Origin of the sequence: Salinimicrobium sediminis (genome assembly GCF_900215295.1) — a bacterium.
In the GTDB taxonomy this organism is placed as follows: domain Bacteria; phylum Bacteroidota; class Bacteroidia; order Flavobacteriales; family Flavobacteriaceae; genus Salinimicrobium; species Salinimicrobium sediminis.
In genome coordinates this window covers 464,656-491,100 of record NZ_OCMF01000002.1, presented here as the reverse complement: position 1 = coordinate 491,100, position 26,445 = coordinate 464,656, and the positions used below count along the sequence as shown (strand labels likewise).

Below are 26,445 nucleotides of genomic sequence, written 5' to 3'. Positions count from 1 at the left end.
GTTTTGTTTACTCAAAGTAAAGGTGCTTCAGGATAAAAATCAATAAGAAGCTCCTTTTGTAGAAAATAAAACTACAGGAGCCAATATTTGCCTTTATTTATTCTGAAAAACGTACTTTTGAACAGCTTTTATAGAAAATTTAACAGATGCAGCTCGATCCCGTAGATCAACAATTACTCAGCCTTTTACAGGTGAACTCAAAAAAGACGAACAAGGAACTGGCTTCAAAGCTTCAGCTCTCTGTAACCGCGGTATATGAACGGATACGAAAATTGGAAAGGAACGGAGTGATCTCTAAATATGTTGCCCTTGTAAAACCTGAAAAAGTGGAGCGCTCCTTTACTGCTTTTTGCCAGATCAAACTCGTTCAGCATACCAAAGGCAATGTAACCCGGTTTGAAAGTCAGGTAGCAAAACTAACCGAAGTATTAGAAGTCTTTCATGTGAGCGGGGAATATGACTATATCCTTAAGGTCATGGTAAAAGATATGGAAGCTTACCGGGAATTTATGCTTAACAAGCTTACCGCTCTCGACCATATTGGCAGCACCCAAAGTACCTTTGTTATAAGTCCGGTAAAAAATACAACGGCTTTAAATATTTAAAAGGGTTCAAGGTTTAAAATTTAAGGTTTAAGGTTCTGGCGCTGAAAAATTGGAATTTGGTGCTTAGAATTTAGTGCCTGTACTTGTGATTTCGTAACCCGCACCTTACAGCTTCTCAATACTCACTACTTTTTATATTTGTTATTAATAGTCGTACTTTTGTTACTCTTTTAAAAAAATCAACAAAAAAACATACTTATGAGCACATATGATGTTGCTGTAATAGGTTCCGGGCCGGGAGGTTATGTAGCTGCAATTCGCTGCGCCCAGCTGGGAATGAAAACTGCACTTATAGAAAAATATTCCAGCCTTGGCGGCACTTGTTTAAACGTGGGATGTATCCCGAGTAAGGCATTACTTGATTCTTCTCACCACTACGAGGATGCTGTTAAACATTTTGAAGATCACGGGATCGAGCTTACCGGCGAAGTGAAGTTGAACCTTCAGAAAATGATTGAGCGAAAGGAATCTGTGGTCAATCAAACGGTTGACGGTATAAAATTCCTCATGAACAAGAATAAGATCGATGTTTTTGAAGGTATTGGTTCTTTCAAAGACGAAACTCATATTGAAATCGCAAAGTCTGAAGGTGAACCTGAAACCATCGAAGCAAAACAGATCATTATAGCTACAGGTTCCAAACCTGCAAGCCTGCCTTTTATAAAACTTGATAAAGAGCGGGTGATCACCTCTACCGAAGCTCTTAAGATGAAAGAAGTTCCAAAACATCTTGTGATCATTGGTGGTGGAGTGATTGGTCTTGAATTGGGCCAGGTCTATATGCGACTGGGAGCAGAAGTTTCTGTAGTGGAATATATGGATAGGATCATCCCGACTATGGATGCCGCCCTTTCCAAGGAGCTTACTAAATCTTTGAAGAAACAGGGAATGAAGTTCTATGTTTCTCACCAGGTGAATGCTGTTGAAAGAAACGGGGACGAGGTAGTGATCAAGGCAAAAGACAAGAAAGATAAGGAAGTAGAGTTCAAAGGAGATTACTGCCTGGTTTCTGTTGGTAGAAAACCTTATACTGAAGGTTTAAAGGCAGATGCCGCCGGAGTAAAGATAGACGACCGCGGTAGAGTAGAGGTGAACGAAAATCTCCAAACCAATGTGAAGAATATCTATGCCATTGGAGATGTGATAAAAGGTCCAATGCTTGCGCACAAAGCTTCGGAAGAAGGAACTCTGGTAGCCGAAGTGATCGCCGGACAAAAGCCACACATCAATTATAATCTTATTCCGGGAGTGGTTTATACCTGGCCAGAGGTTGCTGCAGTTGGAAAGACAGAAGAGCAATTGAAGGAAGAAGGAGTGAAGTATAAGGAAGGGAAATTCCCAATGCGTGCCCTTGGTAGATCAAGAGCCAGTGGCGATACAGATGGTTTTGTGAAGATACTATCAGATGAAAGCACCGATGAAGTACTCGGGGTGCATATGATTGGTGCGAGAACTGCCGATATTATTGCTGAAGCTGTTACCGCAATGGAATTCCGTGCTTCAGCCGAAGATATTTCCAGGATGAGCCACGCACATCCAACTTATGCCGAAGCAGTTAAAGAAGCTGCCCTTGCAGCGACTGATAACCGGCCGATCCATATATAAAATTAGAAAAGCACAAATGCAATACCTGCCAAAAATCTCCTTTTTGGCAGGTATTTTTTTTGTTGCTCTTATAGAAAATAATTTGTCTTCTCCTCATTTCCGTGTCAATCCTTTTACTACTTTTATCTGGTATTTAAAAAACTGGAAATCATGCCAAAAGAAAAATCTCCCTCCAAGAATTCAGCAAAGAAAGAACCTGTGCTGAGCCTTAAAGAGAAACGTGCTGCAAAGGCAGCCAAGAAGAAAAACCGATCTTAATCCTTATCTGATAAAACTGAAAAGGCTGCCCGAGGGGCAGCCTTTTATATTTAGAATGGTTAAAGAATTTATTCGTCGCCTACAAATTTAAAGAACCTGCTTTCTCCGCCGTCTTTTGTTTCCTCCTGATAAAGGAATTGAAGTTTATTATCATCAAAGATCCTGAAAAATTCTTCCCAGGAAATATCTTTCAGGTTGTCTTCAGCATAACCCGGAAAATTGATCCTTAAAAGTCCGCCACCTTTACTACTATTGGATGTACTCTCTACCACAGCAGGTTTTCCATCTCTTTTTTCAGCCCATTTTTTGATCGTGTTGTGATCTTTTGTTGTTTTAGAATCTGATTTTTCCATCATTCTGAAATTTAAATGTTGCACCAAATTCACATTTTTTACAAGCAGAAAAAAGATTTTTAACAGCAAAAAAAGTTTATTGTTAAGCAATTGTGAATCACAATTATCGTCTCCTCCTAAACAACCTCAGTTTCCAATATCCCTGTTTAAAGTAGATGAAGGCTGCCAGTGCCGCAATGGCATTGGAGATAGGGAATGCCCACCAGATCCCTTCATAGCTTAGATCTGTTTTATGTGAAAGCATAAAGGCTACCGGAAAACGGATGATCCATAAATTCAGGATAGAAATAAGCATAGAAGCCTTGGTAAAGCCGGCGCCGTTGAAAACCCCGTTCAATACCTGCTGCACTCCCAGTAATCCAAAACTTGGTGCCATGATCTTTATAAAATACGCAGCATCCTGAATAACATCCGGATCATTGGGTATAAAAAAAGCAGTAATAGGAACCGCGAAGAAATACATAAGGATCCCGATTCCGGTGAGGCCGAAAAATGCAATCCTGCTGCTAAGATTTGCAACCTGTTCGGCTCTTTTGATCTTGATCGCTCCAATATTTTGCCCCACCAAAGATGTGGTGGCAATAGCCAGTCCAAGTGCCGGAATAATTATGAAGCTAAGGATCCGGGCTCCAATACCGTAAGCGGCGACGACTTCACTACCAAAACCTGTTACCAGAAGCACCATAAAAGCCATTCCTAATGCTCTGGTAGATTGTTCTATGCTTGCAGGAATCCCAAGGTTAACTATTTTTTTTAATGTGGAATAGTGCGGCTTCATTTGCGAAAAATAGATCTTTATACCACTTTTTCCACGGAATAGGATCCATAAGCCAATAGCTGCAGAAATTGCCTGGGTGATGATACTGGCCACTGCAGCACCTGCTACACCAAACCCCGGCACAGGACCATAGCCATAGATAAACAAAGGATCGAGGATGAGGTTGAGAAAAACAGTTCCCAAAACTATATATACCGGAAGCATCACGTTTCCTATGCCCCGCATCAAAGACTGGAAAGCAAAGAACATAAAGAGAAACACAAACCCAAGTGATGAGACCTGGAAATAACTTACCGAATCATTGTAGATCTCCGGGCCTGCCCCAATTAGTCTCATTAGCGGGCCTGCAGCAAAGTAACTCAATACCGAAAGCATGAGGGAAATGAAGAAGATAAGAGAAATTGTTTGGGAAGAATTAAAATCCACCCGTTTATGTTCCTCAGCACCATAAGCCTGAGAAACTAACACCGTACCTGCTAAAGTTAATCCCGATCCTAATGAAAGTACAAGGAACAGTAACGGAAAGCTTATACTCACCGCTGCCACAGCATTTGCGCCCAAACGCCCCAACCAAAAGGTGTCGACCAGCTGGTAGGCCGACTGTAGTATATTGGCAAGAATAATGGGAAAGGCGAGGCTAAAAAGGGAATTAAAGATCCTACCTTCTGTAAATTTCCTGTTGGGTTTCATGAACCACAAAAATAGGACGACCTGGAGGAAAAAAAGCCAAAAAATTAATAATTCAATACAATTAGGATTTAGCAGCTGTGCTCAATTTTTGGTAGGAACAGGTAAGAATTCCTGACTGACCATTATCGGGCATACTGTTCATCCGAAAAAATTGCAGTTCAGCGTTTTAACTTTCGACAATGTTGCTAAACCTTTCTAAAATTCGTAATTTAATGCTGATTTAATGTTTAATGTATTATATGGTTATAAAACTACCGAAAACTCCCTATCATTATGAGTGCTTTAACAAACATCTGGAATAACTATACTGTAGAGTTTTCCACCGCCCAGAAAGTAATTATTGCAATTGTCCTGGGTATGATCTTTATCATTGCTTTACTGGCAATTGTTTTGGTGATCATGGAGATCGTCAAATAAACCGGTGAAAAAATTCTTACAAAATTACCCTTTTTACCTAGGGGTAATTCTTCGTTGGCTTTTTTGAACTTAAAGGTTTAAGTGCAGGAAGCTCTCAGTCTTAGGTGCTCATCTTAAGGCTGCTGCCATTCCATTGAAATAATTTTCTTATATTTAAGTACGTTAAATCAGCTTCAGGCTTAAATATAATCTCATGGATGCCAGGAAAATTTACGCAATGATCAAACCTCAACTTGATCTTTTAGACAATTCCGAAAAAATAACTCTTTCCAAATTAATTACTTCTAAAGCTGCCGAAAAGATTACCTGTCACCACCGCAAGGTACGACCTGTCTCCAAGGCTAAGGAATTTCTTATAAAATTCCGCAGGCAGGAAATGGAGCGGGAGCAAAATGCGCAGACCGGCTTGTAATTTTTTGTTAATCAACTCCCCGGGCAGAAGTACTTCAGGTTTTTTCCAGTAAATTCAGGAAAAATGTAAAAGTATGAAGGAAAAGGTTTTACTGGCAGGGGCTTCAGGCGCATTGGGAATGGAGGTGCTTAAGCTGCTTCGGGAGCAGGATCTGGAAGTCAGGGCCCTGGTGCATTCTGAAGACGGCGCAGAAAAAGTTGCTGAATATACCGATGACATCTGGAAGGCAGATGCCAGCGAAGGAAATGAAAATATAAAAGACATCACCAAAGATGTCTCAATAGTAATTTCTACCCTGGGCAAAAGTGTCAGCCTTTTTACCAATCGCGGAAAATCATTTATGGAAAATGATTTTTATGCTAACAGCAATGTTCTTGATGATGCTGTGAAAAACGGCGTAAAAAGATTTATATATGTCTCTATCAAAGGAGCCGAAAAGGCGTTGGAGTATGAAGTGGCCAAATCCCATAAAATGTTTGAGGATGCTTTAGAAGCTTCGGGTTTGGATTACACCATCATAAGACCTGTAGGTTTCTTTTCGGGATTAAATGACCTCGCGATCATGGCGAAAAGAAAAGTAATTCCCATAGTAGGGGATGGACATACCAGGACCAATAGTATTCATCAAAAAGATCTTGCTAAGGTCGTGGTATCTGTGCTAAGGGAAGGGCCGAATATTAAAGAAGTAGGCGGACCATTGATTCATACACGTCGCGAAATGGCCGAAATGATAGAGAAAAGGATCGGCGGAAAAATAATTGAGGTGCCCGAGAAGCTTGCAGAATGGGGAATGTTCCTGCCCGAACTGTTAGATGATGATCTTACGGCCAAACTCAAATATTTCAAATTTGTCACAACCAATGATATGATCGGGGAGCAACATGGGGATATCACTTTTGAAGATTACCTCCAGGGTCTCGATCTCGAAAAAGATTTGCCATAAATGTCACAAAAATATGATGCAATTGTAATTGGAAGCGGCAGCAATGGAATTGCTGCCGCCATTCGCTTACAGCAAAAAGGATTAAAAACTGCAATTTTTGAACAGGCTGCAACTCCCGGTGGTGCTACCCGTACCCAGGAACTTACCCTTCCGGGTTTTAAACATGATGTAGGATCTGCTATTTTACCTTTGGGATTAGCTTCCCCATTTTTCCGCAATCTTCCTCTAAAGGATTTTGGTTTGGAATGGATCTATCCCGAAATTGCCTATGCGCATCCGTTTGAGGATGGGACGGCGTATGGGTGTTACAAGGATATTGAGACTACAGCAGCTCAATTGGGTGAAGACAGGCAGGCATATTTAGATCTTTTTTCTCCGCTCCTGGAAAACTGGGACAAAATAGGAGGAGAATTACTGGGGCCTTTGGGAATTCCCGAACATCCTTTAGAATTCATGAAATTCGGTTTGAAGGCCTTGCCTTCGGCACAAATGCTGGTGAACCATTATTTTAAGAATGAGCGGAGCAAGATCTTCTTTTATGGTTCTGCTGCTCATTCCACTTTGCCTCTAACTAATATTGCCTCGGCCTCTTTTGGGCTGGTCCTTACTACCAGTGCCCATAAATTCAACTGGCCTTTCCCAAAAGGAGGAGCGGGTAATTTTACAAAGGCCTTACTGGATTATTATAAATCCCTGGGGGGAGAGCTTTTTATGAATACCTGGGTGGAAGATATTCGGGATCTGCCAAATGCATATGCCTACATGTTCGATCTCACACCCAAACAATTACTAAAAGTAAGAGGGCTCAATTTTAATTCGCTTTACAGAAGAAGAATGGAGGCTTTTAACTATGGTGCAGGAGTATTTAAAATGGATTGGGCATTGAGCGAACCCATACCTTTCGCAAGTGAAAAATGCAGGAAAGCTGCAACAATACATATAGGTTTTACTAAAAAGGAGATTGAGAATTCGGAAAAAGAGATCCACCAAAAGAATATCACCAGTACTCCCTATGTGCTGGTAGCGCAACATACTCCCTTTGATCCTTCCAGGGCACCTACCGGAAAACATACTGCCTGGGCCTACATCCATGTGCCCAATGGTAGTACAGCTGATTTTACAGAAGTGATTGAAAACCAGATTGAAAGAGCTGCCCCCGGTTTTAAGGAGACTATTTTAGGACGTTCTACCATGAACGCTGTGGATCTTCAGCATTTTGATCCAAACCTTATTGGGGGAGATATCAACGGCGGAAAGCAGGATATTACCCAGCTGTTTACGAGACCAATTGCAAAACTTTCTCCCTATGCCACACCAGATCCACGGGTTTATATTTGTTCATCATCTACACCTCCGGGAGGCGGAGTACACGGAATGTGTGGCTATCATGCCGCACAAAAAGCCTTAAAAGATCATTTTCAGGAACTGTTGTAAAAAAGAAAAGCCGGAGTTTAACTCCGGCTTTTCTTTGACTTTAAGATATATTACTGATTCTCCTTTTCCGAAGGAACCGGGAATCCGCGATCTCTCATGAGCGCATCAATAGTGGCATCTCTGCCTCGGAATAACCTGTAAGCTTCCGCAGGATCCATAGCATTTCTTGGTGCAAAGAGATATTCTACAAGTTTTGCAGCCACGTTTTTATCATAAAATCCTCCCGGGGCTTCTCTAAAAGCTTCCGCAGCATCAGATGTTAATACATCTGCCCACAAATAACCATAGTACCCTGTAGCGTATCCTTCCCCGGAAAATACATGTCCAAAATGAGGAGTGCGGTGTCTCATCACAATTTCCGAAGGCATATTAAGCTCCTCAAGAGTTTCCTTTTCAAAAGTAGCCATATCGATCTCTTCAGGATCTGTGGTGTGCAACTTCATGTCCATCAATGCCGAAGCAAGGAATTCTGTAGTTTCAAATCCCTGATTAAAAGTTGCCGCTTTTTTGATCTTTTCCACAAGTTCCTGCGGAATCGGTTCTCCGGTTTCATGATGAACAAGGAACTGGTTGATCACCTCATCTGTGGATAGCCATCTTTCGAGTAACTGGGACTGGAATTCGGTATAATCTCTTACCCCGCCGTTCAGGACAGGATATTTTACTTCTGAAGCAAAGAAGTGCAAAGCATGCCCAAATTCATGAAAGAAGGTGGTGGCATCATCCCAGGAGATAAGTGCCGGTTCTCCCGGAGCAGGCTTTACAAAGTTGGAATTATTGGAAGCCAGTACAGTTTCCTTGTCTCCCTCCATTTCTGAATGGCTGCGATATTGCGACGCCCAGGCTCCAGATCGTTTACCGGTGCGGGCATAGGGATCCAGGTACCAGAGCCCAATATGTTCTCCGGAATCTTTGTCTGTTACTTCCCACACCTTTACGTCTTCATGAAAAACAGGTACTGTACCTTCGGGCACAGGAGTGAATTTATAATTAAAAACTTCAGAAGCAGTGTAGAATAATGCATCTGTAAGTTTATCAAGCTGTAAGTACTGCTTTACTTCATTGGACTCAAGATCATATTTCTGTTGTCTTACTTTTTCTGCATAATACCTGTAGTCCCAGGGCGCAATGGTGATATCCTTACCTTCGGCTTTCGCTAATGCCTGCATATCGGCCACTTCCTCCTCAACTCTCGCTAAAGCGGCAGGCCAAACGGCTTCCATAAGTTCCATCGCGTTTTCGGGATTTTTGGCCATACGGTTCTGTAATCTCCATTGTGCATAATTTTCAAAACCTAACAGCTCAACTCTTTCATCACGCAGCTTCAGAATTTCTTTGATGATGTCCTTGTTGTCAAATTTATCATTGTTGTCACCACGTGAATAATAGTTGGTCCAAACTTCTTTTCTCAATTCCCTGTTATCTGAATAAGTAAGGAAAGGATCCATGGAAGAGCGGGTATTCAAAACAGCATATTTTCCTTCCTCTCCACGGTCTGCAGCAGCTTTTGCAGCAGCTTTAACGAAAGAGTCAGGAAGGCCGCTCAATTGATCTTTAGTTAGAAAAACCACATAGTTCTCTTCTTCTGCCAATACATTATTAGAGAAGGTGGTATAGAGACGGGAAAGTTCCTGATTGATTTCGGCATACCTCTTTTTATCGGCCTCATTAAGATCTGCTCCTTCCATTGCAAAATCTTCATAGATAAGCTGCACTGCTCTTTGTTGCTGAGGTGGTAAAGGGTTTTTCTGAGATTGTTCGTATACTGCTTTTATTCTTTCAAAAAGTTGCTTGTTCTGTGAGATCTTTGAAGAATATTCGGAGATCTTAGGTGCTAATACCTGCTGAACTTCTCTGAATTCCGGGGAGGACATATTACTGCTCCAAATGCTGTAGTAGGTAAAAGCCCTGTCAAGAGGTTCTCCGGATTTTTGCATCGCCAGGATCGTATTTTCAAAAGTGGGAGGAGCGGGATTACTGGCGATCATTAGTATCTCCTGCAGGTGCTGAGCCATTCCCTGCTCCATAGCGGGTTGCAGGTCCTCCAGCTTCATTTTGTCAAAGGCAGGAACTCCGCCATAGGGGCCGGTCCATTCCTGAAGTAGAATATTATCTTCCATAGTATTTTGTTCAACTGTTAAAGCCGGCTCTTCAGAGGGAACAGGAGCTTTTGTGCTTCCCGAACCACATCCTGCGATCACCATGGCCGATATTAAACCTAAACCAATTTTTTTCGAAGGGGTCATTTTTATTTCTTTTTGATTAAGGCCTTAAGATACTAATAAACTTAAAAATTTAAAGGTTACAAAAAAGGCATTTTTAGCAGGTATGTATTCTATATCTTACATTTGCTTCTTAATTTTCTTTCATGGAGTTCCTTAAGAAAAACTGGTCCAACATCCTTTTGATCGCTTTTATAGTGCTGTTGTTTATTCCGCAGACACGAAAACCGCTTCAGGTAGGTTTAAACAGGCTTATAGCCTTTAGTCCTTCCACAGTTTCTGAGAAAGACCGGGAAGTATTGGACAATTACAACTGGAACTTACGGAAGCTGGACGGCACGCCGGTTAATTTTAGTCAGTCCACTGGCAGAGTTGCCATAATTAATCTCTGGGCAACATGGTGCCCACCCTGTATTGCCGAAATGCCTTCTTTTGAGAAATTGTACGAGGACTATGGCAACAAGGTGGATTTTTATTTTGTTTCTTCTGAAGAGGCAGAGAAATTACACAGATTTTTGGAAAAAAAGAATTACCGGCTTCCGGTTTATCAGCCATTGAGCATGCCTCCGGGACAGATGCAATCAACAAGTTTACCCACCACTTACCTGCTCTCTAAAAATGGAAAAATTGTGGTGGATAAGAAAGGATCTGCCAACTGGAATGACTCCGGTTTCAGAAAAACTCTGGATAAATTACTGGAGGAGAGGCTTTAGAGTTCCGGTTGCAGTGAACTTTTGATCCTAAGAAGTTCTTCTACAAATTCCCTGCTGTTAGAAAGCCTTGGCACCTTGTGTTGTCCCCCAAGCTTATTCTTTCGTTTAAGCCATTCGTAAAATGAACCTTCGGGCATTTCTCTCACTACAGGAGGCTCAATAGCAACATTGTTGCGGCGTTTCGCGGCATAGTCGTCATTATACTTCCCCAATTCGCGATCCAGGATCTCCAGAAAATCAGCTTTGTTTTGAGGAGAACGAACAAACTCTATAAGCCACTCGTGATATCCCTTTTTGCTACGATCGTAGAAGTAAGGGGCGGCCGTAAAATCCCTTAAGATAGCACCTGTTTCTCTACAAGCTACAGAAATTGCTTTTTCTGCATGTTCTGCGAAAAGATCTTCCCCAAACACATTGATACAATGCTTGGTACGCCCGCTAATGGTAAAACGATAGGGGCTTACAGTTGTGAACTTGATCGTATCCCCAATTTTATATCGCCACAGTCCGGAATTGGTGCTGATCACCATGGAGTAATTTTTACCTACTTCCACCTCACTTAATGGAATAACCTTTGGGTTTTCCAATAAAAATTCTTTCTCGGGGATGAATTCGTAATAGATCCCGTAATTGAGCATAAGCAGGAGGGAAGGATCATCTTTTTGATCCTGAAGCGCAAAAAAGCCTTCTGTGGCATTAAAGATCTCCAGATATCTTAAACTGTTATTTCTATCCAGTTCTTCAAAAAGCGGCCTGTACGGTGCAAATGAAACCGAACCGTGAAAGAAAACCTCCAGATCTGGCCACACATCCTGGATGTAATTGATCTTATGCTCTTTAATAATATATTGAAGAAGCAGCAACATCCACATTGGAGAACCTGCAAGGCTAGTGATCTTTTGCTGTGAAGTGATCTCTGAGATCTTCCTGATCTTTTCTTCCCAATTATTCATCATGGTCACTTCCAAGCCGGGAGTTCTTCCAAATTGAGCCCAAAAAGGCAAATTTTTCATTACAATGGCCGAAATGTTTCCGGTGTAGTACCCGTTTTTGTCAGACAGCTTGGATTCCTGGCTTCCGCCTATTGAAAGATTCTTACCGGAAAAAAGTTTGGCATCGGGATAATTCCTGATGTACAGAGCCAACATGTCCCGACCTCCCTGATAATGGCATTGCTCCAGGCCTTCAGTAGAAACCGGTATGATCTTGCTGGTAGCTCCTGTAGTGCCTGAAGATTTCGCAAACCATTTTATAGGGGTAGGCCAAAGGACGTTTTGTTCACCTTTTAAAATGAGGTCGATATAAGGAAAAAGATCTTCGTAATTGTTAAGAGGTACCTGCTCTTTGAACTGACGATAATTGGAAATATCCCTGAAATGGTAATTTTTTCCGTAGTAGGTGTGCTTAGTAGTTGTAAGAAGCTCACTTAAAACCTTTTGCTGCGTTTCATGAGGATTATTTACAGAATTTTCTAAGTCATCCATGCGACTTTTCATCACCAGATTGCCTATGGAATCAATTATCCCCATATGTTCCTGTCCACATTTTAGTGTTGTAAAACGATATTTAGTCGAAAAGAACTAAATACTTTTTAGAGGCCGAAGATACACAATAATAGCTTTTTCACAGTGGCTTCTGTAGAATTTCGTTTTTAAACCTCCTCATAACGCGGAAAGGTGATCACGAAGGTGGTACCCTCTTTAGGCACACTCTGTACTTCTATTGTAGCACCATGTTCATCAAGAATATTTTTCACCGAACTTAAGCCTATTCCCATTCCGCCCGGTTTCTGGGTATAGAAGGACTCAAAAAGCCTTTCAAGCTGTTCTTTTTCCATACCACAACCATTATCGGTGATATGTAAGACAAAATTGTTCTTCTTTTTATTGATGCTTATCTGGAGTATTCCCTCATCGGGCATCATTGCCTCGGTCGCATTCACAATAATATTTAATAACGCGATCTTCAGTTTTTCTTCATCTGCATTAATAAAATAAGAGCCACGGTACCTTATTACCACGGTAAGGCCCGTAAGAAATATTCGGTCCTTTGCGTGTGCCAGGGCTTTATTTATTGTTTTTGCCAAACAACATTTTTTCAGTTCGGGTTTAGAATAATTAGATACCGATAAAAGGTCTGTTACCAGGTTATTCAAGGTGGTAGTACTACGTTGAATGATCTTAAGATAGTTGTTTAGGTCCTTTTTTTGTTGCCCCTGTGTTAGCTTCTCCATAATGTCGACACTCATTCCTATGCTGGCAAGAGGATTTCTTAGTTCGTGTGCGAGCGTCCTGGCGATCTCTCCCTTTATTGAAAGTTTTTCAGCGGTAATAAGAGCCTGCTGAGTAAGTTTCTCTGCCTGGACATTCCTGAGCATTACAATATATTCGTAAACATTTCCTTTTTTGTTCCTCATAAAGACCTTTCCGCGGGCGCTAAAAAATTCCCAGCTTCTGTCTTTTCCTTTAAGCCTGAATTCAACTTCCTGTACATCTTTGTTCGATGCTTTGGTAATTTCATTATGAAATTCCAGGATCCTGTGGCGATCTTGCGGATGGATCAAAGGCAGGATATCCCGTAATGACATTCCTTGCACCTGGCTTACCGTAAGATGGTCCAGTTCCATGTCCCGGTTAAGGTATCTAATCTTTTCATCGTAAAGATTCAGAATCACAATGTAATCTGGTGAGGTTTGGATCAACTGCTGTTTAAATCTTATATTCTCTTTTAATTCCTGGGTTTTCTTTTTTTCACGGGTAATATTTTCTAAAGAACAAATGAGCAGGCCTTTTTGACGCCTGCTGGTGATCCTAAAAAAGCTATCCTTTCTGGTAAGATCGAGTTGCACCTCAAATTCAGATGATTCACCTGTGAGCATAGTCTGCTTAAAAGTTTCGAATACCCCTTTTTCTCCTGCCTGCGGATTCAGTTTGAGGAAACTTCTGCCGGACATATGCTTTTGGTTGTAATAACGGCTTACCACTTTATTTACCCTTACATAGGTAAAATCTACGAGATCATAATTTTCACCGAACAAAGGTTTCATCAAAAATATCCCCTGTTTGACGGTGTCAAACACCATTTGAAGAAGTTCATTCTGTTCTTCCAGCTCCAGGGTACGGCTTCTTACCTTTTGCTCAAGGTTTTCATTGAGCTTTTGCAGCTTCTCTTCGGCATTTTTACGGGCAGTAATGTCTGAGAAGAGGCAGGCTACTTTTCTACTTCTTTTATTCCCTATGGGAAAAGTATAGACATCAAACCACTTCTCATGTGCTTCGGCGTAATCTTCAAAGCGCACAGGTTCCCCTGTTACCGCTACCTTTCCAAAGGTCTCAAACCAGTGACTCTCGTGTCGCTGGTAAAATTCTTTCATCGTTTTACCCAGAGGTTCACATAACCCGGTATGGCCTTCAAACGCCGGATTGACCTCCACAAATAGATAATCTACTGGATTTTTATCGAGATCATAAATCATTTCCAGGACCCCATATCCCTGATCAAGAGAATTAACCAGTATCTTATATTTATTAAGGCTTTCCTGGAGAGATTTTTCTGTCTCAATATTCACTCCTTTGCGGGCAGGGTATCGCACAGGATCTACAGGTACCGCCAGGGTGAGTAAAAATTGTTCTTCGGAATTTTCAAAACCTGCATAGATGCGGCTCTTAAACTGAAAGTTTTTCCAGTAACCAAAAGGAGACCGCACCCGTAAAATAACTCCCTTTTCCTCCTCTCTAAAAGGATTCCCGGGAGTTCCTAAGAGATGAAGCATTAGAGGGTGATCTTCGGGATGAATAATGTTATCGAAGAAATCATCTTTTCCGTCTCCTAATGGAAATTGATTTTTAAAATACTGAAGAGATTTAAAATTGACAGCCTTTAAAGAAAGATCATCCAAAGAAGTGATGAAAAGAAGAAATTCCCTGTTTTCCTGACCATTTCCCCCGTTGAACAGGCTTTGTGCCGCCCCCAAAAGATATTCTTCCGGCATGGTTGTACTTTTTTTCATCACGAAATTAATTTTGAAAGGGTTGATACCCGTTATTCAGCCAGCATAATTTCAGGGGGAAAGTTAAATTTAATATAATTTTTGGAATTGCAAAGCACACCAGGACAGAAAATTAGCAATTCTAATTTGCCATTTCTGAAAAGCCGCACCAATGCTAAGTTTTAGTAAGCTAAAAAAATTTAAAAAATTTAAAAAAGTACAGGAAGTTGCCTGATAATTAGTGTTTTTAATGGTGCCCGAAGCTTCAAAAAAGACTAAACAAGCACATATTTTTGAAAGGAGAAGCTAAAAAATGAGATTTTTCAGCTCAATTTTACCGGTAAACCTGAAGATGGTTATTAACTTTTAATTTGGAAAATATTTTCTTAATACAAATGCCTGTAAAATAGCAATTTAGGGTTACTTTTTCTTGCGTCGGTTAAAGTTCTTATCGCCTCGTGTCTTTGGTTTTTTATACTTCTTCTTGATCTCCCTGCGATAAGAACCTCCAAGATTCACCTTTTGATTCTTTTCCTTTTTTTCATGAAATGCAGGCCCGGGTTGATCTTCATCAGAATTTTTAAGAGGGTTATAAATTTCGGGTGCTACGGGTTGTTCTTCCGGAATGAGTTCTGTAGAAACCGGCACCTCTTCAGGAAGAGGAGTAACCGGAATTTTCATATCCATCAAGGCTTCTATCTTTTCCAGATCCTCTTGTTCTGAAGGGGTGCTCAAAAGGATAGAATTTCCTGCTTTTTCGGCCCTTCCGGTACGACCAATACGGTGCATGTAATTTTCGGGGTAGGCGGGCGTATCAAAATTGATCACATGACTCACCAACTCAATATCCAGTCCACGCGCCATAACGTCTGTAGCTACCAGAATACGGCAAAATCCATCTCCAAATTGTCTGATACTTCTCAAACGATAATTTTGAGTTTTATTGGAATGGATCACGGTACATTCTTCAGGAAAAAGAGGGCTAAGGTTTTCAAACAGCCTGTCTGCAATCTTTTTATTACCCGCGAAGATAAGCACCTTGTGAAATTTCTCCCTGTCTTCCAAAAGATGCTTCAGGAGGTTAACTTTTGTATAAAAATTGGGAACCTCATAAAGCTGTTGCTCGATGTTTTCCAACGGAGTACCGCTTGCGGCTACAGAAACAGTTTCCGGATTTCTAAAGAAGTCCTGGATCACCTTTTCAACTTCTGTAGTCATCGTTGCCGAAAACATGATGTTTTGCCGGTTTTGAGGGAGAAGTTCCAGGATGTTGTTCAGTTGAAACCTGAAGCCCAGGTCCAACATCACATCTACTTCATCGATCACCAGTTTTTGAACCGATTTAAGTTGAAGATTTCGGTTTATGGCAAGGTCGTAAAGCCTTCCCGGGGTAGCAACAAGAATATCCATTCCCTGTGTCACCTGTTGTCTTTGAGTATTAATGTTGGTGCCTCCGTAAATCCCCAAAATACGAACGTTGATGTACTTTGTGATCTTTTCCAGCTCTTCAACCACCTGCACTACAAGCTCCCGGGTAGGAACCATAATAAGAATCCGGGGATTCAATTGTTCAGAATATTTTAGGGTCTTTAGCAGGGGTAACAGGTAGGCCAGGGTTTTTCCGGTTCCTGTTTGTGCAATTCCCACCATATCCCTGCCCGAGAGAATTACCGGTAAAGCCTGCTCCTGGATAGGAGTGGGGGTAGAGATCTTAAGATCTTCAAGGGCATTTAATAATGAAGTGGTGAGGTTTAGATCCTGAAAATTCAAACTGAAAAATTTTAAAACGACAAAGGTAACTTATAAAAGTCATTTCCTTCTTAATAAAGTGATGATGCTTTTATTTAGCTTCAATAACCGGTGAATTTGTATTTTTGGATCCAATTATACCCTCTATGAGAAAAATTCTTGCCTTTTCGGCTTCCAACAGCCCCACTTCCATAAATCACCAGTTGATCCTGAATGTTACCGAAAGGATCAGCGCCCATCCCGTGACGGTTCTTAAATTAAAAGAGGATGATTTTCCCATTTATAGTATTGTAAAGGAAAAAGAAGGCTTTCCTGAAAATGTAGAAGTTCTTTACAAGATGCTGCAGGAGCACGGGGCATTGATCATTTCGGTTAATGAATATAATGCCAATGTAGGGGGATTCTTCAAGAACATCCTTGACTGGCTCTCGCGCCTGGACAGGAAATTCCTGGAGAATAAGAAGATCCTGTTGATGAGCACTTCTCCCGGTAAGCGGGGTGGAGCATCGGCATTGGAGTATTGTAAAAATCAGTTTCCAAGGTTTGGTGGGGAAATTGTGGAAAGTTTCAGTCTGCCGCAGTTTTACGAAAATTTTGATTCAGAAAAAGGAAGTATTGTCAATGAGGTTTTTGATCTTGGTATAGCCGAGGTTGTTACCGCCTTTTCCCAGGAAATAAAAGAGTAGGTGCGGGTATCCAAAAAGATCAAAATAGAACATGCTTTACCTGTAAAAGTTGCCTTGCTGCAATGGTCCCGCCGCTTTAAAGAAGTGGTTTGGTTTGACAGCAATGAACATCATAATTCTTATTCCAAATTTGATGCAGTATTAGCTGTAGATGCTTTTACGGCCATTCAAACCGATGCCCACGGCGCTTTCGGTAAACTTCAGGAGTACCAGGAAACAACTGCAGACTGGATCTTTGGCTATCTCTCCTATGATCTTAAAAATGATGTGGAAGATTTGCAATCAAGCAATTTCGATGGATTAAAATTCCCTGAACTCTTCTTTTTTCAACCTAAAAAGATCTTTTTTCTGAAAGGAAATGAATTGGAGTTGCATTACCTCGGAATGGTGGATGACGAGATGGAAGAAGACCTCGAAGAGCTCCTCCAAAAAGGGGATTTTCAGAAAGATTTTTTTTCTGCGGAAAGGAGTCCGGTAAAACTGCAGCCCCGCATTCCCAGGGAAGAATATCTTCAAAAAGTGGAAAAATTGCTGCATCATATTCAGCGGGGGGATATCTATGAGGCCAATTTTTGTCAGGAGTTCTTTGCTGAAGATGCAGAAATTGATGCTTTTGAAACTTTTTCAGCTTTAAATGACATTTCACATCCGCCATTTGCCACTTTCCTAAGGAATTATGGTCACTACCTGCTCTCTGCTACGCCGGAAAGATATCTTCAGAAGCAGGGAAGAACTATCATCTCACAACCCATAAAAGGAACGGCAGGAAGGATACATTCAGATCCCGAAAAAGACCGGAAACTGGCAAGAGATCTGGAACAAGATCCAAAGGAAAGATCAGAAAATGTGATGATCGTCGATCTGGTGCGTAATGACCTTTCAAAAACGGCAAAAAAAGGCAGTGTTGAAGTGGCCGAACTCTGTAAGGTCTACAGCTTTCAACAGGTACACCAAATGATTTCCACGGTAAAAGCGGAACTGGAGGAAAACATTCCGCCGGTTGAAGTTTTAAGGACCACCTTCCCAATGGGTAGCATGACTGGTGCTCCCAAAGTTTCGGCTATGAAGATCATTGAAGAACTGGAAGAAACAAAACGCGGACTTTACAGTGGCGCCGTAGGATATTTTGATCCACATGGAGACTTTGATTTTAATGTAGTGATTCGCAGTATCCTTTATAATGCTGAAAAGAGATATGTTTCGGCCTCTGTTGGCGGGGCCATCACTGCCGGGTCCATTCCGCAGAAAGAATATGAGGAATGCCTGGTGAAAGCTGCTGCGCTAAAACAGGTCCTGGAGGAGCATTAAGGCCTCTAAAGCCCATTCAAATTTGGTATATTTGCGGCTATGTTTATAGCTTTCAAAAATCATTTACAGGAGCAGTTTCCCGAAGTCGCCGAAGCTAAGATACTAGTCGCCGTGAGCGGAGGTGTTGACAGCGTGGTGCTTGTGCATTTGTGTAAGAAAGCGGGGCTGGATATTTCCCTTGCACATTGTAATTTTCAGCTTAGGGGGGAAGAAAGCGAAGAGGATGAAAATTTTGTGATAGAACTGGCAGATGCACTGGATCTTCAGATCTTTATAGAAGAATTTGAAACCGAAGCTTATGCAGATGAAAAGAAGCTATCCACTCAAATGGCTGCGAGGGATCTAAGATACCACTGGTTTGATGAGTTGTGCGAAACGCTTCAGTTCGATTATATTTTTACGGCACATCATGCGAATGATAACCTTGAGACGGTGCTGATCAATTTCATAAGGGGAACCGGTTTAGACGGGCTTACAGGTATTCCCGATAAAAATGATTGTATACGCAGGCCTTTGTTGCCATTCACAAGAAAACAGATCGAGGATTTTGCACATTTAAACCATCTAAAGTGGCGGGAAGACAGCAGCAATCAATCTTTAAAATATTTCAGGAATAAAGTGCGCCTGGAGGTGATCCCCAAGCTGATGGAGCTGAATCCGCAGTTGCTGGAAAGTTTCGGAAAAACCCGTGGTTACCTGCAGCAAAGTTCAGACCTCATAGAAGATTATATGTCTGCGATCTTTCCTAAAATTGCAAAGGAAGAAGAATTTGGCTATTCATTCAGGATCAAACTTATAAAAACCCTGCCCAATACTAAGGCAGTGATGTATGCCCTTTTTAAAAGCTTTGGGTTTACAGAATGGGAAGATGTGCATGGGTTACTGGATGCCCAACCGGGAAAGATGGTGTATTCGAAAACCCACAGGCTCATAAAAGACCGGGAAGAATTGTTACTTACTACCATTTCGGGGGAAGACAGGCGTTATGAGATAAGTGAAGGGGAAGAGGTAGTGATGTTGCCTATAGGAACTTTTCAGTTTGAAGAAGTAGGGGAGATTTCTGAAAGCCAGTCAGATAATGCAATTTTTGTGGATGCCAACCGGCTAAACTTCCCTCTGGTTGTAAGGAAATGGGAGAGGGGCGACTACTTTTATCCCTTTGGGATGCAAGGCAAAAAGAAGCTGAGCAAATTTTTTAAGGATGAGAAATTATCCTTGCCGCAAAAAGAGAATTGCTGGCTGTTGTGTTCGGGTGAAGAGATCATGTGGGTGATGGGGCGAAGACTGGATGCCAGGTTTGCAGTTGACAATGACACCAATAAGATTATAAGAATAAGTTTCGAACCATGAGGAATTTTGTATTTTTTGTTCTGTTTTTTATTTCAGTTTTTACCCTTCAGGCACAGGTTTGGGATCCCAACAGTCTTGGCCAGGGCATAGAAGATCCCATTGATTGGGAGGCAGCAGTAGAGCAGGAAAATGATTCCATTTATACACTCATCTTCAAGGCAACTTTAGAACCCGGCTGGCACTTATATTCCCAGGAGGAGATAGACATAGAGATCGCTCCCATTCCTACGGCTTTTACCTATACTGAAGCTCCCGGAAAATTCGAACTTTTAGGCCCTACAGAAGAACCCGATGTTCCTCCATTGTACGATGCGGTTTTTGAGGCCGATATTACCTATTTTGAGGATGAAGCTGAATTCCGGCAGAAAATAAAGGTACTGGATCCAACAGATCTTGTGATCACGGCCGAAGTTTATTTTTCAGTTTGTGATGACGAAAAATGTCTCCCTCCCGAAACCGAACGTTTCAATATTTCCATTGAAAACAAGGCGGTCGTGGAAGGATTTACAGATCTTGAAGTTTCAGATAAAGATCAACGTTTGACCGAAAACTTGAATATTGGTGTCAAAGGAGTTGGCGGGGTTGAGCTGGAAGAAGAGGAGAGTAATGGATACACTACCATATTTTTCCTTGGATTTATCGGCGGATTGATCGCCTTGCTTACCCCTTGTGTTTTCCCAATGATCCCGCTTACCGTATCTTTCTTTACCAAAGGTGCCCGCACGCGTAAAAAAGGATTAGTCAATGCCATCATGTATGGAGTCTTTATCTTCCTGATCTACCTGTTGTTGAGCGTACCTTTCCATTTGCTCGACTCACTCGATCCCGAGATCCTGAACAATATTTCCACCAACACGACCCTGAATATCATATTCTTTATCATTTTTATATTTTTTGCCTTCTCATTCTTTGGGTATTACGAGATCACCCTGCCCAGTTCCTGGAGCAACAAGATGGATGATAAAGCTTCAAGCTTCGGCGGAATTATGGGAGTTTTCTTTATGGCGCTCACCCTGGCTATTGTTTCTTTCTCCTGTACCGGGCCTATCCTTGGTTCACTGCTGGGAAGTTCTTTAACCACAGATGGTGGTGCAACCCAACTTTCCTTCGGAATGGGAGGCTTTGGTTTGGCACTTGCGCTTCCGTTTGGGCTATTTGCACTTTTTCCCAACTGGCTCAATTCTCTTCCGAAGAGCGGAGGATGGCTTAATTCAGTAAAAGTTGTTTTAGGTTTTATTGAATTGGCCCTGGCCTTTAAATTCCTTTCCAATGCCGACCTTGTGGAGCATTGGGGGCTGCTAAAAAGGGAAATATTCATAGGAATATGGATCATTGTGGGTATTGCGATGCTTTTATATCTCTTCGGAATCCTACGATTTCCACATGACGGTCCTAAAACAAAACTCAGCAAAGGCAGGATCTTCCTTGGAATTGCAACATTGGCTTTTGTGGTCTACTTAATTCCGGGGCTAACCAATACGTCTTATGCAAACCTGAAGCTGCTTAGTGGATTCCCTCCGCCATTATTTTACAGCATCTATGAAAAAGAGACCGAAGGACCTTTGGGGCTGAAAGCTTACAAAGATTTTGATGAAGGGGTTGCCGCTGCAAAAGCTGCTAATAAACCTATTCTGCTCGATTTTACCGGATGGGCCTGTGTCAATTGCCGAAAAATGGAAGAACAGGTCTGGAGTGAACCCGATGTTTTTGAAATTATGCAAAATGAGTTTGTGCTTATCTCCTTATATGTAGATGACCGCAAAAAACTCCCAGAAGATCAAAAATTCAACTACCAGAAACCTACGGGAGGTGTGAAGGAAATTGAAACCATTGGTGATAAATGGGCTACCTTCCAGACGCTTAACTTCCAGAATAACTCTCAGCCCTTTTATGTGCTTCTTGATCACAACATGAATATGCTGAACAAGCCGGTAGGTTATACTCCAAATTCTGACGAATTCAGAAAATGGCTGGAAGAAGGGGTGAAGGAGTTTCAGAAATAGGAAATTAGTGTTTTAGAAAAATTTTGTCAGGAATTTCTATCTTAGGAGCTTCAAAACCCTTCAGATGAAATTTACCAGAAACTTTTTCCTGCCTGTCCTGTTCTTGTTGGTCAGCAGCATTGGCTTTGCCCAGACGGCGAACGAATTTAAAGTAGAAGATCACTATAACAAACGAGAAGTGGAGATCAGTATGCGTGACGGCATAAAACTTCACACCACGATCTATTCTCCAAAAGACACTTCAAAAAAATATCCTATCCTAATGACCCGTACGCCATATAGTGCCCGGCCGTATGGAGAAGATCAATTCCGTTCCCTTATAGGACCTAACAGACATCTGATGGAAGAAGGGAACATCTTTGTTTACCAGGATGTACGTGGGAGATGGATGAGTGAGGGTGTTTATGACAACATGCGGGCATACATTCCCAACAAAAAGAAAAAGCAGGTGGATGAGGCAAGTGACACTTATGATACCGTTGACTGGCTGGTCAAAAATGTAAAAAATAATAACGGCCGTGTCGGGGTTTGGGGAATTTCCTACCCCGGGTATTATTCTGCTTATGCTCTTATAGATGCTCACCCGGCAATAAAAGCGGTTTCACCTCAGGCTCCTATCGGAGATTTCTTTTTTGACGATTTTCATCACAATGGAGCCTATCTTTTAAGCTATTGGAGAGCCACTGCAGTGTTTGGGTACGAAAAAACCACTCCCAGCGATACTGCCTGGTATTCCTTTCCAGAGTTGAACACCAAAGATCAATACCAGTTCTTTCTTGATGCAGGGCCGCTTAAGAACCTCGACAAGTATTACGGAGAGGACAATGTCTTCTGGCAACAGCTTAAGGAGCATCCAAATTATGATGAATTCTGGCAAAAACGCGGACTTGTGCAGCACATGAAAGATGTTAAGCCGGCGGTTATGGTAGTAGGAGGTTTATTTGATGCCGAAGATCTTTACGGACCTTTCAACATCTACAAAAGCCTTGAAAAGAACAGTGATAATTTCAATATGCTGGTAATGGGACCCTGGAGCCACGGGGATTGGTCCCGAAACAGAAAAAGACAGGCTATTGGCAACATCTACTTTGGCGATGATATTTCTGCCAATTATCAGAAAGATGTGGAAACTACCTTTTTTAACCACTTTTTAAAAGGAGAAGCCGATGGTTCTGTCGCCTTACCCGAAGCTTATATGTTTGACACCGGCACCCACGAGTGGAAATCTTATGAGCAATGGCCACCAAAGAACGCCGGCAAGAAGAACTTTTTCCTGGGAGATAATCAGCAGCTTTTGGAAAGCCCGCTCGACCTCCCAACCTTAGCCGATGGAGCCGAAGAGTTCATCAGTGACCCTAATAAACCGGTACCTTATTCTGAAGACATTAAAATGGTCTTTACTCCGCGAAAATATATGACCGATGATCAACGTTTTGCCGCCCGCCGACCAGATGTTTTGATCTATGAAACGGAAGTGCTTGAAGAAGATCTAACCCTGGCCGGAGAGGTCCTTGCAAAGCTGAAAGTGGCTACCACCGGGACCGCTGCCGATTGGGTGGTGAAGATCATTGATGTTTATCCGCCTGATGCTGAAGATTATGAAGAAACCCAGGATTATCTTTCCATGAGCAATTACCATATGATGGTAAGAAGTGAAGTGATAAGAGGCCGCTTTAGAAATAGTTTTTCTGAACCCGAACCTTTTGAGCCCAATAAAAAGACAGAAGTGAATTTTGATCTTCAGGATGTGCATCACACCTTCAAAAAAGGCCATAAATTACAGGTCCAGGTGCAGAGTACGTGGTTTCCGTTGATAGACAGGAATCCGCAGAAGTACGTGGACAACATCTTTGAAGCCGAAGAAGAGGATTTCCAGGCGCACAAGCACAAGGTCTTCCAAGATTCAGAAATAATCTTTACCGTACTGGAGTAAAAATATGAGGTGTCAAAAATCGCATTTTTGACACCTCTTTTTAATTACAAAAGTAACCATCTTCAGCAATTTTCTTACTTTGGGACACGTTAACTTCAGGAATAAAAATTTTAGTTTCATGAAAAAAGGCCCCTTATATATCATTTTATTCGTCTTCCTTAGCCTGAGCCTTGGCAGCTGCAGGAATTCTTCAGAAGAAAAGGAGTACACTTCCGAAGAAATAGCGGAGGAAACAGCACAATTAAATAGCTTTTTTGAAGAGGAATTTCAGGTAGATCTTCAAGATTCGCCCATGCTGCAGACAAGGTTGGGGATCAAAAAAAATTATGATTCCTGGGATGATTTTTCACACCTGCGTTATGCCGAAGATCTTAAAAAAGCGAAACGAAGACTTGAATTTCTCAATAAATCAATAAATGCCGATGCCCTGGAAGAACAGGCAGCTTTAAGTTACCAGCTTTATAAACAAAGATTGGAGGAAGAGATCGAAGATTATGATTACAGGTTCTATAATTATCCCGTTAACCAAATGTTTGGGGTACATGCAAATCTTCCAGCTTTCCTTATTAACATGCACAAGATCGATTCTGTAAGTGATGCAAAGGCTTATATAGCACGACTTAATAAGATGCCAAAAGTGATGGAGGATGTTATAGCTGGTCTCGAACTTAGGGAAATGAACCAGATCATGCCGCCTAAGTTCGTTTTTGATCACACCATTGAGGCTTCCAGAAACCTGTTAACAGGCAAACCTTTTGAAAAATCGGCTGAAGCGAGTACGCTCCTGGAGGATTTTCAGAAAAAAGTTGAAGCTCTTGATATTTCCGGAAAGGAGAAAACTCAACTCATTCTTGAAGTACAGGAGGCCCTTATAAATTCTGTCAAGCCTGCCTATGAAAAGCTTATCGCCAAGCTGGAAGATCAACAGCAACGCGCCACAACAGATGATGGGATATGGAAATTACCAAAAGGAAAACAGTTCTATGAAACTGCCTTAGAAAGAACCACTACGACCAATCTCTCTGCTGAAGAGATCCACCAGATAGGTCTTAATGAAATTGCCAGGATCCATAAGGAAATGGAGGAGATCATGGATGAGGTGGGATTTCAAGGAAGTCTGCAGGATTTTTTCAAATTCATGAGAGAGGATAAGCAATTCTACTACGAAAATACTCCCGAAGGAAAGGAAAAGTATCTTTCAGAAGCTACAGCTTTGATCAACACTATGAAAGGGCGGCTTGATGATCTTTTCCTCACAAAACCGGAAGCCGATATTGTCGTAAAGGCAGTAGAACCGTTCCGGGAAAAAAGTGCCGGTAAAGCATTTTATCAGCAACCTGCCCTGGATGGCTCCCGTCCCGGGACCTATTATGCAAACCTTTATGACATGAAAGCCATGCCTACTTATCAAATGGAAGCTCTTGCTTATCATGAAGGAATTCCGGGTCATCATATGCAGCTTGCAATCGCTCAGGAGCTGGAAGATCTTCCTATGTTCCGTAAAATAGAAACATATCCCGCCTATGTTGAGGGGTGGGGATTGTACAGTGAATTGTTGCCTAAAGAAATCGGGTTCTATGAGGATCCATATTCGGACTTTGGAAGGCTGGCGATGGAATTATGGAGATCGATAAGACTAGTTGTGGATACGGGGATACATGATAAGAAATGGACACGAGAAGAGGCCATTAATTTCTATGTCCAGAATTCCCCGAATGCCGAAAGTGACGCTATTAAAATGGTGGAAAGGCACATTGTAATGCCGGGGCAGGCAACCGCGTACAAAATTGGAATGAATAAGATCCTGGAGTTGCGGGAACTGGCAAAAGAGGAGTTGGGAAAAGATTTTGATCTAAGGGAATTCCATGATGTTGTACTCACCAATGGGGCAGTACCTTTGAACATTTTGGAGGATCTTGTAGAGGAATGGATACAAACCAAAAAGAGTTGAAAAACACTCATCCTTTCAAAAATTTGCAGCTTGTAAAGCTGGTCAATAAAAATAATACAGAGCTTGTAATCCTTAATTTTGGCGCCACCATCTTTAGTCTTAAGATCAACGGCATCAATGTTATTGTTGGGCCTGAAAAGCCTGAAACTTATCTTTCGGATATCTACCATACCCGCGGAAAATTCTTCGGAGCCTCTGTTGGCCGGTACGCAGGCCGTATTTCCAAAGGTGGTTTTGAAGTAGAAGGTGTCAAATATGCCATTTTTGAAAAGGATGGAGTGCATATCCACGGCGGAGAATGTGGCTTTTCCTATAAATTTTGGAAGGTCGGGGAGATGAGTGAAACAGAAGATCCTTATGTAATTCTGGAATATGTTTCTCCGCATTTGGAGGAAGGATATCCCGGAGAACTTCGGGTGCAGGTAAAATACACCCTTACTGAAGCAGATGAGGTAAAGATCGAATATACCGCCAAAACCGACAAAAAGACCATCGTAAACCTCACCAACCACACCTATTTCAATCTTAATGGTGGAGGTGATGTTGATGATCATAAGTTGCAGATCAGGGCAGAAAAGTATCTGGAAACCGATGCTCAGAAATTACCCACAGGAAGCCTGCTGAACATTGCGGGTACAGAATTAGATTTCCGGAAAGCGGCTGCGATTGGAGAAGTTCCGTTAGATACTGTCTTTAGTCTCACAACTGACCAAAAACAGGTGGTGCTGGTAGGGGATCAATCGGGAATTTCCATGGAAATAACCACGAATCAACCGGCTGTGGTGGTTTATGTGCCCGAGGATCTACCCGGAGATTGGAAATATTCAACCGAAACAGGTGCAGAACGTGCGGCTATTTGCCTGGAAACCCAGAAATTTCCTGATGCTCCGCATCAACCCGATTTTCCTTCCGCAATTCTGGAGCCCGGACAAATCTATATTAATAGTACTCTCTGGAAGTTTAAAACCGGTTCATAACTTTAGAATATAGATCATACCATCATTACAGGTATTCTTTTATATTTAACAAAATTTTCAGATTTATCTG

General features: G+C 41.8%; 20 protein-coding genes. 14 read left to right on the top strand and 6 right to left on the bottom strand.

The annotated features are described in order from the left end of the window. Window positions 1-146: 146 nt before the first annotated feature. Together CRO16_RS09930 and lpdA are read left to right on the top strand one after the other, a co-directional pair. Window positions 147-605: an Lrp/AsnC family transcriptional regulator gene (locus CRO16_RS09930; protein ID WP_097056223.1), complete on the top strand. Its 459-nt coding sequence runs from the start codon at window positions 147-149 to the stop codon at window positions 603-605. Window positions 606-803: 198 nt separating this feature from the next. Beyond that, window positions 804-2,210 carry a dihydrolipoyl dehydrogenase gene (lpdA, locus tag CRO16_RS09925; RefSeq protein WP_097056222.1) on the top strand — a complete coding sequence of 469 codons (1,407 nt, stop codon included), beginning with the start codon at window positions 804-806 and terminating at the stop codon, window positions 2,208-2,210. Between the two features lie 326 nt (window positions 2,211-2,536). On the opposite strand, the gene CRO16_RS09920 is transcribed toward lpdA, so the two are convergent. After that, on the bottom strand, window positions 2,537-2,821 hold the full coding sequence (locus CRO16_RS09920; RefSeq protein ID WP_097056454.1) for a hypothetical protein: 285 nt from the start codon (window positions 2,819-2,821) through the stop codon (window positions 2,537-2,539). A gap of 103 nt (window positions 2,822-2,924) precedes the next feature. Next, window positions 2,925-4,289 carry an MATE family efflux transporter gene (locus CRO16_RS09915; protein ID WP_097056221.1) on the bottom strand — a complete coding sequence of 455 codons (1,365 nt, stop codon included), beginning with the start codon at window positions 4,287-4,289 and terminating at the stop codon, window positions 2,925-2,927. A 273-nt stretch (window positions 4,290-4,562) separates the two neighbouring features. Between CRO16_RS09915 and CRO16_RS16180 the strand changes: the two genes are divergently transcribed. From CRO16_RS16180 to CRO16_RS09900, 4 genes are all read left to right on the top strand, one after another. Beyond that, entirely contained in the window at window positions 4,563-4,706 is a 144-nt protein-coding gene (locus CRO16_RS16180) for a hypothetical protein (protein ID WP_179670523.1), read from the top strand. Between the two features lie 193 nt (window positions 4,707-4,899). Continuing rightward, a complete protein-coding gene (locus CRO16_RS09910; protein ID WP_097056220.1) occupies window positions 4,900-5,118 on the top strand; it encodes a hypothetical protein in 219 nt (72 codons plus the stop codon). 73 nt (window positions 5,119-5,191) lie between these two features. Further along, the gene (locus CRO16_RS09905) at window positions 5,192-6,061 is read left to right on the top strand and encodes an SDR family oxidoreductase (protein WP_097056219.1); all 870 of its coding nucleotides are present in this window, start codon (window positions 5,192-5,194) and stop codon (window positions 6,059-6,061) included. Next, window positions 6,062-7,495 (top strand): phytoene desaturase family protein, encoded by a 1,434-nt coding sequence (locus CRO16_RS09900; RefSeq protein WP_097056218.1) that lies wholly within the window; start codon window positions 6,062-6,064, stop codon window positions 7,493-7,495. Between the two features lie 50 nt (window positions 7,496-7,545). Here CRO16_RS09900 and CRO16_RS09895 read toward each other — a convergent pair whose 3' ends face one another. Further along, window positions 7,546-9,741 carry a M3 family metallopeptidase gene (locus tag CRO16_RS09895; RefSeq protein ID WP_097056217.1) on the bottom strand — a complete coding sequence of 732 codons (2,196 nt, stop codon included), beginning with the start codon at window positions 9,739-9,741 and terminating at the stop codon, window positions 7,546-7,548. 122 nt (window positions 9,742-9,863) lie between these two features. Between CRO16_RS09895 and CRO16_RS09890 the strand changes: the two genes are divergently transcribed. Beyond that, on the top strand, window positions 9,864-10,430 hold the full coding sequence (locus CRO16_RS09890) for a TlpA family protein disulfide reductase (RefSeq protein ID WP_097056216.1): 567 nt from the start codon (window positions 9,864-9,866) through the stop codon (window positions 10,428-10,430). On the opposite strand, the gene CRO16_RS09885 is transcribed toward CRO16_RS09890, so the two are convergent. The 3 genes from CRO16_RS09885 to CRO16_RS09875 form a co-directional block, all read right to left on the bottom strand. Next, the gene (locus CRO16_RS09885; protein WP_097056215.1) at window positions 10,427-11,959 is read right to left on the bottom strand and encodes a GH3 auxin-responsive promoter family protein; all 1,533 of its coding nucleotides are present in this window, start codon (window positions 11,957-11,959) and stop codon (window positions 10,427-10,429) included. The two genes, CRO16_RS09890 and CRO16_RS09885, sit on opposite strands and share 4 nt — an antisense overlap. A 122-nt stretch (window positions 11,960-12,081) precedes the next feature. Continuing rightward, complete coding sequence (locus CRO16_RS09880; RefSeq protein ID WP_097056214.1) at window positions 12,082-14,439, bottom strand: ATP-binding protein; 2,358 nt, start codon at window positions 14,437-14,439, stop codon at window positions 12,082-12,084. 399 nt (window positions 14,440-14,838) lie between these two features. Continuing rightward, on the bottom strand, window positions 14,839-16,188 hold the full coding sequence (locus CRO16_RS09875) for a DEAD/DEAH box helicase (protein ID WP_097056213.1): 1,350 nt from the start codon (window positions 16,186-16,188) through the stop codon (window positions 14,839-14,841). Between the two features lie 125 nt (window positions 16,189-16,313). On the opposite strand from CRO16_RS09875, the gene CRO16_RS09870 reads away from it, so the two are divergent. The 7 genes from CRO16_RS09870 (at window position 16,314) to CRO16_RS09840 (ending at window position 26,375) form a co-directional block, all read left to right on the top strand. Then, a complete protein-coding gene (locus CRO16_RS09870) occupies window positions 16,314-16,853 on the top strand; it encodes an NADPH-dependent FMN reductase (protein WP_097056212.1) in 540 nt (179 codons plus the stop codon). After that, entirely contained in the window at window positions 16,854-18,161 is a 1,308-nt protein-coding gene (locus CRO16_RS09865) for an anthranilate synthase component I family protein (RefSeq protein WP_097056211.1), read from the top strand. Between the two features lie 39 nt (window positions 18,162-18,200). Beyond that, on the top strand, window positions 18,201-19,511 hold the full coding sequence (gene tilS, locus CRO16_RS09860) for a tRNA lysidine(34) synthetase TilS (RefSeq protein WP_097056210.1): 1,311 nt from the start codon (window positions 18,201-18,203) through the stop codon (window positions 19,509-19,511). After that, window positions 19,508-21,514: a protein-disulfide reductase DsbD family protein gene (locus CRO16_RS09855; RefSeq protein WP_097056209.1), complete on the top strand. Its 2,007-nt coding sequence runs from the start codon at window positions 19,508-19,510 to the stop codon at window positions 21,512-21,514. Before tilS ends, CRO16_RS09855 begins: the two co-directional genes overlap by 4 nt. Before the next feature lie 64 nt (window positions 21,515-21,578). Further along, window positions 21,579-23,447: a CocE/NonD family hydrolase gene (locus CRO16_RS09850; RefSeq protein WP_097056208.1), complete on the top strand. Its 1,869-nt coding sequence runs from the start codon at window positions 21,579-21,581 to the stop codon at window positions 23,445-23,447. 118 nt (window positions 23,448-23,565) lie between these two features. Further along, window positions 23,566-25,398: a DUF885 domain-containing protein gene (locus CRO16_RS09845; protein WP_097056207.1), complete on the top strand. Its 1,833-nt coding sequence runs from the start codon at window positions 23,566-23,568 to the stop codon at window positions 25,396-25,398. After that, on the top strand, window positions 25,395-26,375 hold the full coding sequence (locus CRO16_RS09840; RefSeq protein WP_245858984.1) for an aldose epimerase family protein: 981 nt from the start codon (window positions 25,395-25,397) through the stop codon (window positions 26,373-26,375). Before CRO16_RS09845 ends, CRO16_RS09840 begins: the two co-directional genes overlap by 4 nt. The last annotated feature ends 70 nt before the right edge of the window (window positions 26,376-26,445 follow it).